This is a genomic window from Halobacillus sp. ACCC02827 (assembly GCF_030291935.1).
Taxonomy (GTDB): domain Bacteria; phylum Bacillota; class Bacilli; order Bacillales; family Halobacillaceae; genus Halobacillus.
Map to the genome: position 1 here is coordinate 2094162 of NZ_CP128168.1, position 13009 is coordinate 2107170.

General features: G+C 46.5%; 13 protein-coding genes. 2 read left to right on the forward strand and 11 right to left on the reverse strand.

The annotated features are described in order from the left end of the window. Window positions 1–116: 116 nt before the first annotated feature. From QRD89_RS11150 to QRD89_RS11165, 4 genes are all read right to left on the reverse strand, one after another. Window positions 117–1145, reverse strand: a complete 1029-nt coding sequence (locus QRD89_RS11150) for a phosphotriesterase family protein (protein ID WP_062513693.1) — start codon at window positions 1143–1145, stop codon at window positions 117–119. Window positions 1146–1275: 130 nt separating this feature from the next. After that, window positions 1276–2001 (reverse strand): exonuclease domain-containing protein, encoded by a 726-nt coding sequence (locus tag QRD89_RS11155; protein ID WP_286095278.1) that lies wholly within the window; start codon window positions 1999–2001, stop codon window positions 1276–1278. A 2-nt stretch (window positions 2002–2003) separates the two neighbouring features. Next, window positions 2004–2966, reverse strand: a complete 963-nt coding sequence (locus tag QRD89_RS11160; RefSeq protein ID WP_286095279.1) for a DUF294 nucleotidyltransferase-like domain-containing protein — start codon at window positions 2964–2966, stop codon at window positions 2004–2006. A 22-nt stretch (window positions 2967–2988) separates the two neighbouring features. Then, window positions 2989–4245 (reverse strand): ammonium transporter, encoded by a 1257-nt coding sequence (locus tag QRD89_RS11165; RefSeq protein ID WP_008639306.1) that lies wholly within the window; start codon window positions 4243–4245, stop codon window positions 2989–2991. Window positions 4246–4637: 392 nt separating this feature from the next. On the opposite strand from QRD89_RS11165, the gene QRD89_RS11170 reads away from it, so the two are divergent. After that, entirely contained in the window at window positions 4638–6161 is a 1524-nt protein-coding gene (locus tag QRD89_RS11170; protein ID WP_286095280.1) for a BCCT family transporter, read from the forward strand. Window positions 6162–6188: 27 nt separating this feature from the next. On the opposite strand, the gene QRD89_RS11175 is transcribed toward QRD89_RS11170, so the two are convergent. From QRD89_RS11175 to QRD89_RS11190, 4 genes are all read right to left on the reverse strand, one after another. Beyond that, window positions 6189–6557 (reverse strand): rhodanese-like domain-containing protein, encoded by a 369-nt coding sequence (locus tag QRD89_RS11175; RefSeq protein ID WP_008639304.1) that lies wholly within the window; start codon window positions 6555–6557, stop codon window positions 6189–6191. 143 nt (window positions 6558–6700) lie between these two features. Next, window positions 6701–6904, reverse strand: coding sequence for a hypothetical protein (locus QRD89_RS11180; protein ID WP_008639303.1), 204 nt, complete (start codon window positions 6902–6904; stop codon window positions 6701–6703). Between the two features lie 98 nt (window positions 6905–7002). Beyond that, window positions 7003–9141: a type IA DNA topoisomerase gene (locus QRD89_RS11185; RefSeq protein WP_286095281.1), complete on the reverse strand. Its 2139-nt coding sequence runs from the start codon at window positions 9139–9141 to the stop codon at window positions 7003–7005. A gap of 108 nt (window positions 9142–9249) precedes the next feature. After that, window positions 9250–9873, reverse strand: a complete 624-nt coding sequence (locus QRD89_RS11190) for a putative glycolipid-binding domain-containing protein (RefSeq protein ID WP_286095282.1) — start codon at window positions 9871–9873, stop codon at window positions 9250–9252. 263 nt (window positions 9874–10136) lie between these two features. On the opposite strand from QRD89_RS11190, the gene QRD89_RS11195 reads away from it, so the two are divergent. Further along, window positions 10137–11258, forward strand: a complete 1122-nt coding sequence (locus tag QRD89_RS11195; protein WP_286095284.1) for a DUF2515 family protein — start codon at window positions 10137–10139, stop codon at window positions 11256–11258. 20 nt (window positions 11259–11278) lie between these two features. On the opposite strand, the gene QRD89_RS11200 is transcribed toward QRD89_RS11195, so the two are convergent. Genes QRD89_RS11200 through QRD89_RS11210 form a run of 3 tightly spaced genes read right to left on the reverse strand, consistent with a single transcriptional unit; the run spans window position 11279 to window position 12951 of the window. After that, window positions 11279–11671, reverse strand: a complete 393-nt coding sequence (locus QRD89_RS11200) for a VOC family protein (RefSeq protein ID WP_286095285.1) — start codon at window positions 11669–11671, stop codon at window positions 11279–11281. A 46-nt stretch (window positions 11672–11717) separates the two neighbouring features. Then, window positions 11718–12497: a class I SAM-dependent methyltransferase gene (locus QRD89_RS11205; RefSeq protein ID WP_035387979.1), complete on the reverse strand. Its 780-nt coding sequence runs from the start codon at window positions 12495–12497 to the stop codon at window positions 11718–11720. Then, the gene (locus QRD89_RS11210) at window positions 12454–12951 is read right to left on the reverse strand and encodes a hypothetical protein (protein WP_008639294.1); all 498 of its coding nucleotides are present in this window, start codon (window positions 12949–12951) and stop codon (window positions 12454–12456) included. The genes QRD89_RS11205 and QRD89_RS11210 overlap by 44 nt, the downstream gene beginning before the upstream one ends. Window positions 12952–13009: the final 58 nt, after the last annotated feature.

Here is a 13009-nt window from a genome sequence, read left to right on the forward strand (position 1 = left end):
CTCATTTCCGACCTAAGTTTAATCGACTTTCTATATCATACCAAAAGAATACTGCGATGAAACCAGGAGGACCGTCAAAAAAACACCGGTTCCTGTTTTCGGAACCGGTGTACGATCTAATTTATATGCTTTGTTTCAAGCCTGTCCATTTTTCCTTCCACCGCTCCTCCTCCAAATAAGCGGGCAGCATTGGAATGAAATATCGTAGTTATCTGTTCTGATGAAAGGATCCCCTTCTCAAGGAGCTCCGGGAGGATATTTTTAAAAAGATGATCAGGATGCCAATTGGCAAGCAGGGATTGTAAAGTTTCCGGAAGAACGGGCTCCCTTCCCCACCATGTGTTTACCGTATCGTGAGCAAGAAACAACTGATCTTCATAGCCCATGCCTACAAGGGCCGTTAATACAGCAAGCCTCTCTTCATCTTCCGGTGCGCCAACAATGCCTTGAAGCCCAAAACGGTCGAGTGCCACATACGCTCCCTTTTTCAATACTTGTAAATGCTGATTTAAGTCACTTGTGCCACACATATGACCAATGACGACCTTCTCCGGAATCGCGCCCTCGTCCGTCAGGAAGTTTATCTGCTCCGGTCCCATCGTTCCCTCCTGGGTATGTGTCAAAAGGACAATCCCCGTCTCTTTTTGAACCCGCACCGCTGCCCGGAAAAACATCTGCTCATACTCCGTGATCCGGCCCTTGCTTGATGCCAATTTAATGATCCCGGGTTTAATTCCCGTGCCTTCGATCCCTTCCGTAATCTCTGTCATGAACATACTATAGATATCTTCTTCCGCTGTACCGAGCTGTTGTCGAAACTGGAAGTAAGGCGTTGCTCCTTCTCCTTCATAATAAAACCCCGTCGCGCAGATGATATGAAGGCCTGTAGCTTCAGACACCGCTCTCAACAACTTCACATCTCTCCCGCACTCATTAGGCGTGGGATCGACAACCGTTTGGACGCCGTGTTCCATCATCAAAGCCGCCGTTTTTATGCCCTGTGCTTTCTTCTCGTCAAAATCGAAGCCGCCAAGTGTCAAGTCCCCGTGAAATCCAGGATATCCGAAAAAAAAGTGCTCGTGAATCAACGTTTTACCCAATTGATCCACATGTACAAGTCCTCGTACCGTCTCCACCTTACTCACTTTTGCTCATCCCCTTTACATACTAACTGGTTGGTATGTTCGTGGTAGTATGCATTAAATATAGTATAAGTAAAGAAAGGAAACAACGTTTATTTGAATAACCGAACAGCACAAAAAGGTTTTTGTGCTGTCAATCTTCCATATTGGCAAGTCTTTCGTAGACATCGTTCAAGTTGGAATATCCCTGCCCTTGAACGAGCCGCGCGCTTTCCACCCAAATTTCCGCTGCTGCTACCGCATCGTGCAGGGCATGGTGCCTCTGTTCATTCGTTATACCATAAACGTCACAACAGGCATCCAAACTAAGTTGGTGTTCCTCACTAAGGGTGAGTCTCGTCAGAAAAGAAGTATCGACGAGTCGATGCTGAAACTTCTTCTTTAAAGCAAGCCACGTGGCATGCTGCATGAACTGTTTCTCATGGGATGCATGATGTGCTACGAGTACATCATCCTTAATATACGTATAAAACTCTCGAAGTACCTCTTGGAGAGACGGGGCGCCATGGATCATTTCTTCCGTAATTCCCGTAAGCTGCGTGATTTCATCCGATGGCGGAACCTCTGAGGAGACGAGGGAATAGAAGGTATCCTCCTTCACTACCTCTCCTCTTTTGACCTTTACGGCGCCTATGGACAGGATGCGGTCCCCGTTATATGGATGAAATCCGGTTGTTTCTAAGTCAAAAACTGTAATCGGAAGTTCATTAAACGGAAGAGAGAGCACATCCTTCTCTTTCATTAGACGCTCCAGACTTCTCATATAGGCCACGCTCGTCGGATCCTTCTCATTCAAGGAAGAGAAACCGCTCCCCAATCTCCCGGAAAGATCCTTTACGAATTGAAAGAAGGGGTTCATACTTATCCTCCTCCCCTTATGTGGTGCCGCGTTTCTGACACCAACTGCTTCCCATGCTTCATCCATCGCTTTAACAACCGTTTCTCTTCCTTATCCAAAATAGAAGGAGAAATCAGATGTACGTTTTCATAATGATCCGCATCCCGACCCCATTGAATTCGGTATTCCAACAACTTCCGAAAGTCATCTTCATACTCGGAGAGGCTTGGATAATACGATAACAGCGCACGGAATCTCTCCAGGGTGGAAGGTGGATAGATGCCTTCACATAGTGCCAGAATTCTCAAGGCGTTCACATAAGGAAAATAAACGGTTTCTTTCACGTTTATTTTCCCTTTGCCCTCCCCTGTCTGTTCCGTCAAAAGCTGACCAAATACTCCTGTCCCTTTTTTCATGAATTCCATATTTTCATACAAGCGTTTATAAAGGTGAGGGGCCTTGTGCAATTGTGAGAACGCATGGGCTTTTACCTCTTCCAAAAGAACAGGATCCCCATGCAGCACCCTCGAATCAAAAAATATTGTAAAATGGCGCAGCGTTTGCCAATCTTCCGCTTCGAGCCAACTGCGAATTTGTTCCTTGAACCTAACTGTACTTTGACACCATAGCGGATTGGAAGCCATGACTTCTCCTTCACACCGATCATAACCAACAACTTCCAACCCACGGCTCACTTCTTCTCCAAGACGCAGGAAGTATCCCTGTAGGTGGTCCTCTCCTGAAAAAAGAATGCCGTGATCCTGATCGCTCCAAACCGACTGCTCACCTCTGCCGGCACTACCCATTAAATAGAAAGCAAAAGGAGCAGGGGGATCACCCTGCTCTTTCGCTACCTGCCGCCTGGCCAGACGAAACGTCCTTGTAATCAAACGATCATGAAGTGCGTGCAGTTCCTTATGGCCATAGAGAACAGACTGCAATCTCATATCCCGATACTCTCTTAAAGCTTCATAAGTATCCAACATCGTATCCCTTCCCGATTCTTATTTAAGCACCCGTTTTCGGAGGTGTCAGGTTCTCTGGATATCCATATCCTCCATGCTCACTCAAGTCAAGACCCATAATTTCTTCCTCTTCCGTTACGCGCAAGCCTCCCATCGATTTATCCATTACCTTCAGGATAATATAGGAAACGATGAATGCATAAAGTCCACAGCTTACGACACCTAAAAGCTGGACTCCAAGTTGTTCAAACCCGCCGCCGTAAAACAACCCGGGGCGCCCGACGGTCGCCAATTCCGGAGTAGCGAAAAGACCGTTGGACAACGTCCCCCATACTCCGACCGTTCCGTGAACAGAAAGAGCAAAGATAGGATCGTCAATTCTACGTTTGTCAAAGAAACGCATACTGAAGAATACAAACGCACCGCCAATCAAACCGATAACGACAGCCGCCCATGGCTCAACAAAGGCACAGGAAGCCGTAATGGCGACCAACCCTGCCAATGCGCCGTTCAGCGTTGTCGGCACATCTGCTTTACCCGTGATCACCCACACCATCAGCATGGCTCCAACCGCACCTGCCCCAGCTGCAAGCTGAGTGTTCAAAGCAACATATCCGAAGAAAGCATCTGCCACCCCGAAGGTACTTCCCGCATTAAATCCGAACCATCCCACCCAAAGAAGCAGTACCCCAAGCGCCGTGAATACTTGGTTATGTCCCGCAATTTCATTGGATGATCCGTCCTTATTGTATTTGCCGATCCTCGGTTTAAGGATCATCGTAGCCGCAAGCGCGGCCATGGCACCTGTCAAATGGACGACTGTCGATCCTGCGAAATCCTGCTTTCCATGCTCGGCTAGCCATCCGCCGCCCCAGATCCAGTGAGCAATGACAGGATAGATGATAACGGAAAACAAAACAGCGAATATGACATAAGCGATCAACTTGGCACGCTCAGCGAACCCCCCAAAGGCAATAGTCATAGCAATGGCCGCAAAGGCGAGTTGGAACATGAAATCAACCGAACCGGCAAGCCCCTCGCCCATCGTTGTGGCATCACCGAAAAAGAAATCAGAAAATCCAATGATGGCATTGCCCTCACCGTAGATAAGACCGTAACCGACAGCCCAGAAAACTAAAGAAACAATCCCTACAGTGAAAACTGTTTTGCCCGCAATGTGTCCCGCGTTCTTCATTCTCGTTGAGCCTGCTTCCAGTAAAATGAATCCTCCCTGCATCAGTAATACGAGGATTGTACAAACGATGATCCATAAATTATTCATAAGAAACGTTGAATCCATCAGCCCATCTCCTAATGTTAGATTTTATTACATTGTATGTTAGTTAAGAGTTTAGCAAATACTGAAAATTTTCACAATACCTATGTTAACTTTTTTTACATGACCTTAAAAAAGAGACAATTTCGTTTTATTCTTAAAGAAAACGGACGATTACAGCATGATTTAGAGGATATGTCGAATAGGTCGCCGAGGTACATAAGCATCACCTTTAAAGCTTCCCTACGTGATTTTGCCGTTTTCTAATCTTATGTTATGCTCTTAAATGTCGCTCAAATTTACGAAAAAATAAGTATGTCAGGCATCATGAATAGACACTGGTTTTCTTTATACCTAAACAGGGTATAAGGAAGTTTGAAGCGTCTGCTTACATACACGTATGAGGTGAAAGAAGTTTGAAAAATGTATCTAGTGTATTTTGGTATGGCATCGCCATCTGTGCGCTTGTCATCATTTGGGGGGCTGTCGGCCCTGAACATTTACAACATGTAACAGAATCAATAACTGCGTTTGTTTCCGATCGTTTCGGCTGGTATTATCTGCTTCTCGTCGTTTTGATTTTAATTTTTTGTGTGTACCTTATTTTCTCGAGGTTCAATACGATTAAATTAGGAAAGGAATCAGACGAACCCGATTTCAATCTTCCGACATGGTTTGCTATGTTATTTAGCGCAGGGTTGGGAATGGGACTTGTGTTCTGGACGACCGCCGAACCCATTTCCCACGCATTCATCAACAGCCCGATTGCGGAAGAAGGCAGTGACGAAGCGATTAAGCAATCGCTTCAGTTTTCGTTTTTCCATTGGGGCATCCACGCCTGGGCGATTTACGCCTTGACTGCCCTCGTCCTTGCCTACTTCCGTTTTTACAAAGGTTACTCCGGCCTGATCAGCCCGACGCTTATTCCTCTCTTCGGTGAAGAACGAATGAACGGACCGCTCGGGAAGGCTGTGGATACGATGGCTGTTGTAGCTACTGTCGTAGGGGTCGCAGCCATACTAGGTTTCGGTTCTGCTCAAATCAACGAGGGACTCGCCTTTCTGTTCAACGTTCCGACCAACTTCACGGTACAGCTGATTATCCTTACTGTATCAACAGTCCTGTTCCTTGCGTCAGCATGGTCCGGTGTAAGTAAAGGAATCAAATATTTGAGTAATGCCAATATGGGACTCGGTTTCCTACTTATGATCATGCTGTTCATCGTTGGTCCGACCCTGTACATCCTGAATATGTTTACTTCTTCTATCGGGAGTTATATCGCAAATTTCGTAGATATGAGCTTCCGGATCGCTCCCCTTGATGAAGACGGCCGAAGCTGGATTAATGACTGGACTCTCTTCTATTGGGCATGGTGGATCTCCTGGGCACCATTCGTCGGTATATTCATTGCCCGTATATCTAAAGGAAGAACCGTTAAAGAATTCATGCTTGGGGTTCTACTCGTCCCATCATTGATCTGCTTCATTTTCTTCACCGTGTTCGGTGTTTCTGCATTGAACCTGGAGCAGTTGGGCATAGAGAAAATCTCACAATTCCCAGTTGAAACGGCGACGTTTGCAACGTTACAGCATTATCCCCTCGGTACAGTTATGTCATTCCTTACACTGTTTGTCATAGCAATATTCTTCATTACATCCGCCGATTCAGCGACATTTGTCCTGGGGATGCTTTCTACAGGGGGATCCATGAACCCTCCGGGATTCGTCAAAATCCTTTGGGGCGTTTCGCTGTCAGCGATGGCAGCCATCATCGTGTATTTCGGCGGAACACAGGGGCTGCAAAACGTCCTGATCGTCGCTGCTTTTCCATTCTCCATTATTCTTATGTTAATGGGCATATCTTTCTATAAAGCAATAAACGCTGAAGTAAAAAGAAAGAAACGAAAGAGAAAACGCACCCATAAAAAAGAGCTGTCCTAATAAGGACAGCTCCTTTTTTTCAGTATTCTACTCTCCTAAACAAGGCTTGGAGAGGCGGTTTGTTTCCTGCGGTACATAGAACCCTTCTACTTTAAACCCTTTCCGTTCCAGGAAACGCACGGCCAGGTTCCTCTCCACCTTATCCGCGCAGATCAACACAACGCGGGTCGACGAAATATTCGGGTAATACCTTCGCAGATACGCAAGCGGGAGAAGCAGCGTGCCGTCGCACGCCTCCTTGGAGGACACTTGGTAATCCCTCGTATCCACGACGATGACTCCCTTTTCAAGTGAGGAAGAGGGGTGCCTGTTGAAATCCTTCAAGCCAAACACAGGTAAATAGCGCTTGGAAAACAGGATTAGGATCAATAATGGAATAATGACAGCTAATATCATACAATCACGCCTTTCCATCCACACACTATATACCCAATAGGGTAATGAAGTCAAAGAATAGACACTCCCATGATCCATCTATTCAAATGAAGTCTGCAAAAGACGAAAAGAGTACCAGCTTTATGCTGGTACTCTTCTTCCATTCATCTGTTCCCGTCTTCGAATTTTTCTTTATAAGCTGCGAGCGCTTGTGATATCGTCTCTACAATAGACGTATCATTATGAAATGCCAGACGTCTGTACTCTTGAAAATCTTCCGGATAAATACGGACAGATTTATATTGCTGCTTTTTCTTCCCCATCGCCTGACTCATTTCATCAGTGGACTTTTCTTCCTTATCCGGCATTTCCTATCCCCATCCTTTGTTACGTATCCCCTGTATCTATCTCTCCCTGAACATTATACATTATTTGTAATAAATGTTAAGTAAATATGGATGAAGGGTTACTTATTGTCTTTCGTTTTATTCTCAAAATCAAATTTTATCTTGTTCTTTTCATCCAGAAGCAGCGCTGCATTAAATTTTTTCTTCCCTTTGAAACCCTTCAGAACTCTCGTCTTCCGTTTCTCGCAGAGCGTTTTAATCATATGCTTTGTAAGCGTCTTTCCGGCGATCCGCTTTGGAAAAGAAAGCTTACATCCCTCTTTGTAGGCGGAGCATCCGTAGAACCGTCCTCGATCCATCACGCCTCCCTGCTTACAGGCTGGACATTGCGCGATGGCTTCCCCCGTTCTTGTTTGAGCAGCTGCGCGTACTTTCACTTTTTCTACTTGACCCGGCGTTTCTTCTATAAGCTTATGAATGAATTGTCCCGTCTGCTTAAGAAATGAGTCACTGGAACCTTGTCCGTTCCCGATTTTCTTCAAATACGTCTCCCACTTCGCCGTCATGGCCGGACTCGACAATAATGTACCGTCGATCGCTTCGCAGAGCATACGGCCTTTCTCTGTAATGCTGACGATGTTCTTCTTCACTTCGATGTACTTCTGTACTTTAATTGTCTCGATGATCCCTGAACGGGTGGCCTCTGTTCCTAGCCCTTCCACCTCTTTCAAAATCTCATGATCCGCTTCATCCTCGATATACTTTCCGCACGTCTTCATCATGTTGATCAGCTGCCCCTCGGTGTACGGCTTCGGCGGCTTCGTCATTCCTTCTTTAATATGTACAACAGCTTCCACGCCTTCATCCGGCTTTACAGGCGGGAGGATGTCCTCGTCGTTTGTTTTCTTCCCAGTCGGAAACAATTCCTTCCAGCCCTTCTGTACTTCTACTCTCCCAACGGAGGTGAACAGCAGTTCCTGAACTTCCGTCTTAATCGTTGTCTCTTCATAAATATAATCCTCATGAAACATGGCGAGTGTCGTCAGGACTACTTCTTTGTATAAGTTTGTCTCATCGCGTGTGAGGCGTTCTATAGCAGACGCAGTCGGCACCTTCTTCGTGGGGACGATAGCATAGTGTTCCTGTACTTTTCCATCATCGACGTACCGCTTCTTTGGATAGGTAGAGGACGGTTGGAACGTCACTCCCATCGACTGCTGATACCCTTCCAGATTATTGCGCAGGTAACTGAACTCACTTTTTGTTATGTGCTGGCTGTCGGTTCTCGGGTAGGAGACCAGCTTCTTCTCATACAGCTTCTGCACGGTCTTCAACACATGGGAAGGGCTGTACTTCCATTTTCGGTTCGCCGTACTCTGCAGGGTCGATAAGGAATGAAGCTTCGGAGATTTAATATGTTTTCGTTTTTTCTCCACCGTCTGCACGCTTCCTGCTGCCCGGGCACCTTCCTCGATGTTATGTTTTATTAACAGCTCCTCCACGACATCTTTCTTATCTGCTTTAACCTCAGCCATCCCTTTATAAGTCCCCTGCCGGGATGTAAAGGTCCCTTCGAGCTGATAAAAGGGGGTAGAAACGAATTGCTCTATCTCCATCTGCCTTTGGTAGATCATATAAACAGTCGGGGACTGCACCCTTCCGATCGAGAGACTTCCGGCAAAACCTTTTTGCTGCATTAAAAGAGAAAATAACCGGCTCGCATTAATGCCGACGATCCAGTCGCTGATCTGCCTTGCCTTGGCTTCCTGGAACATTAACAGATCCCGTTCGTTCGACTGGAGGTTTTGGAATCCTTTCCTGACTTCATCCTTCTCCAGGGAATTGATCCACAAACGCTTAATTGGTTTATGACGTACCCCTGTGAGACGGAGTATACTATAAAAAATATTCGATCCTTCCCGATCGACGTCCGCAGCATTAATAATCATGTCCGCCGACTGGAACCAGTTCTTCACCGCCCGGAATTGAGCGCTTTTTCCTGCCTGTACCTTTTCACGGAAATTATCAGGAATGATCGGCAGTTCGTCCAATTTCCACGTTTTCCATTCTTTCTTATAATCGTGGGGTTCCTTTAATTCTGCAAGATGACCAATCCCCCAAGTGATAACAGCCCCTTCCGGAAAAATGGGGTCCGGTTTTATGACAATATGGGTTTTCGTTTTTTCTTTCACTTGAAAGGCGTCTGCATATGCCTTCGCCTGGGAAGGCTTTTCCGCCAATATAACTACCGTGTTCATGAATGTTGTTTCCTCTCCTCTTAGCTGATTGGTCCACTCTACTTTAAGTATAAAACTTCTTCCTGTATAAAACAAAAACCCCGCGGAACGGGGTAGGGAAAGCACCAGTTAATAAAACGCGTGGAAGGCCATGGTTTCATTTGTGGAAGGAGGCTTCTCCCCGCTCTCTTCCGACTGTGCAGAAGCAGCCAAGGTAAACACCCTTGGATATTCCATGACTACTCCACTTTCATCGACAAAAATCTTTGTTTCATATTCTCTGCATTTATACTGGAAAACCCGTTCTCCGCCGTCAACGCCTAAATACGTGTAGGTCTGGAGTACAGGCGCAGCCTCTTCTTTCCACACGTCGATATATACCATCTTAAACGTCCGCTTCTGCCCGATCTCCCACGACACCCGGTTGATCGGAAACATGTTGGATAAAGGGGTGATGGACAGATCCACATTCGTAGCTCCATCCATATTCTCGTCATAGCACCCATTCACATACCATTTATCTTCCTTCTCTGTCTGGACGACAAACGGCTCCTCCCTGTCCTCCTTATATATTTTCACCTTCTTCGTCTTCCAGTCGGATCCGAGCTTGATCGAATATCTGATTCGTACCGGACGCTCTTCACGGACCAGCAGGACCGTCCCTTCCGCCTGCATGTAATCTGTCTGATGCTTGATCGTCACAAATTCTGCTCCCTGGTCTTCAAAATTAGTCCACAACAGCTTTTGTTCCATCCTATCCCTCCTTCGATTTTTCAGCTTTCATCCAACGCTTCACTTATTCCTTCCCCTGCGAAGAAAACAAAGGAATAAATGGGACATAACCTCCTCTGCCCTTTTCATATCCTTGGATAAACGGATAAGAAAACGCCTGTTCCTTATTCTTTGACATTCGTCATCGAGTGCAAAATAACCTTCCTTTTTTTACATGAAAAGGAAGGTTTCGCGGATACTATATAGTATAAAAAAACGGCAAGGTAAGAGAGGAGACGACAGGCATGCTGGACGGCGGTCGCTGGTTGAAGAAACAATTGAAACAAACGCTGAAAGCGAAGGGCGTGAGTCACCCCTTATCGATGAAGGATAAAGAGATCATCGAAGCCATCCGGAAAGAGACGGTAACGGCGAACCGGAACAACTGCACCAGAACTGCAGCATATTTCCAGTATTATCGAAACAACCCGGAAATGCACTGGTCCCTGCTCGCTCACCTTGTTTCCAGAAATGCAGGGTGGAACATGACGGACCTTAAGGGGGAATATCTCCCTGTATTATTATCAGGAAAAGAACAAGTCGATTTCTTCGTGTTTTTGGAGCGGGGAAACTGGCTTATTTTTCAGGATGCTTATCCGCAATTGCTGTTGTATCAATACAGCAGGCAGATCGGCAGACCTCTCTTCCACCTGCTCGCCCCCCTCGGAATTTCTGCGTTCATGCTTCCTTTTTGGGAGAAGTTCTGGGACGATGGGAACAGTGAAAGAATCACCAAAGCCCTGATCGTTAACGAGCAGATGTATATTGAGGAACGTGTCGTCCAGAATCATCAATATATGCAGACCGTGACGGACAAAGTCATGTTTAAGCTGCAGGACATTCTTGACTTTAATCACATCCTATTCCCTTACGAGACTCCGAACCAGAAGAAAACGAAGCTGATTGGAGGAACGGTTCATCACTTCTCTGCCGTCGATGCGCGTGTCTTCTTCGGCAAGTCTTTATACCATACTCTTTTCTCTGTAAAGTCACGATTGGAGCAGATTACAGCGTGGTCAGAAGCACATGTGCATTCCGGATCACGAAGCGATTACTGGCCGGACTTGTTCAGCCTTGTAAAGGAAACACCACCAGGGAAGGTTCATGAGCTGTTAGAAAGTCCATGCAGAAGAAAGCATAAGGGTCCTAAAATATACAGTCCTCCACTTGAGCAGGCATGGGAAGACTGGACACATCAGGAAGCAGAGCCTGGAGACTGGTTCCGAAATTTAACCACCCTTCGCTGGATGAAAGCGAAAACAAAAGAGTTGGACGAGGACATCGAGTCCAGCTATTGTCGAACGATTGAAGAGGTGGAGATGGCTGTCACTGCCAAACACACCTTTAAGAGGGAGGAAGAAGCCTGATTTGCTTCCCGCCCCCTCCCTCACTTATACTCTCCACTCCCACTCCATACATCAATCCTGTTACCGTCCAAATCGAAGAAGATAAAATTTCTGCCCGGGTGCCCCCTGTCTTCCAACTCCCCAACCGAAACGCCCGCGGCGATTAAACGGGTTCGAAATTCCTCCAACTCTGTGACCCCATCCACTTCCAGCGTAAGAGACGGACGCACAACTCCTTCCGCGTCAATAAAATCAGACGTCTGCCCCGATGGAGAACGTACAAGAAAGAAGCTCAAATTGGCAAAGTCGAAGATCGCTTTATCTCTATCCACAAAATGACTGCGGATGCCCACCTTCTCTTCATACCAATCCTTCGCTCTCTTCACATCACAAACTGGTAAATAAATGGTTCCCACCCGCATCCTGCCCTTCAAAAAATCACCCTCCTCTTCTATACAACCTTAACGAAGCGCTCGGCACCTAAAGCCTAACATTCACTGCCCTTGTCGCCATCATCGTCTTGATGTAAGAATCGACCAGCCTCCCGTCCCCGAAGTTGTCTTCATACATATCCGTGATTACGAAGCCGGCATCCATCTGTCCCTGGAGCTGGTCCTCCAGCGTATGGCCGAATTCGAGCGCTTCGCCTTCTCGTACTTCTTCCTCCAGCGGAGAATATGGAATCTTATGTACCACTTCCAACTTGCCTGCCGCTTCTTTTTCCTCATCGAACAGATATAGCACTGGATTCATAAACCCGGAGATAAGCACCCCTTTTTCTTTCAGTACGCGGGAGGCTTCCCCCCAAACGGGACGAATGTCAGGAATAAATACATTAGACACGGGATGGATGATCAAATCGAACGTTTCATCACGGAAACAGGACAGATTTGTCATATCCCCTTTCACTGTTTGCAAAGAGAGCGATTCGGCTTTTGCAACTTTACGATCCTGCTCCAGCTGCTTCTCCGACAGATCGAAAACCGTGACGTCTGCTCCTGCGGCTGCAAGTACCGGGCCCTGCTGCCCTCCCCCTGAAGCTAAACAAAGAACCTTCCGCCCCTCCATGGAAGGTGGGAACCAGTTTCTCGGTATTTGCTTATCTGCCGTTACCCCGATCGACCAGACGCCTGCCTTCGCTTCTTCCACAGTAAGAGAGGAAACCGATGCTGTGTAGCGGACTCCTTCCTCAACCTTCTTGTCCCATGCTTTGCTGTTATGTTCTGTTACATGCTCCACGTTCTTCCCCCTCTTCCTCATTTGTATGTAAGAATGACATCGATACACGCTTTCCAGACAATCCGTCAAGCTCTCTAAGCAGCGTTTCCCTATCCTCTTTTTTCATATTCTCTAAATATATTTCTTCTTCTTCTCTGTCTTTTCCTGTTTGTAGCACGAGAATTTCTCCGTCAACCAGCTGCATCCTTGTAATCTCTTCAAAGGGAACAGAGATATTCCTGTCGATCCAATTAGCCCGGATCTTCAAGTGGTCTTTCCCAAGGGAGACATATACCCGTTCCGGCATCTTTCTGTAGTAAATGAATTTAGCGATTCCCAGCACAAAAAGAAATCCACTCGCAAGCATATAGAATGGTTCCACCCTGTCGTGTACGTATAATGAAAAAACTACGGTCAGCATGACGCCACCGATTTCCAAAAAAGACTGGTTCGATTTCTTGATCCAGGTTTCTCTGTTACTGTAAAGAAAACGCATCGCACGCATCCCCCTTTTCTTTTCTATACGGGTGACGGCTGATCATCGTTTCAATTAT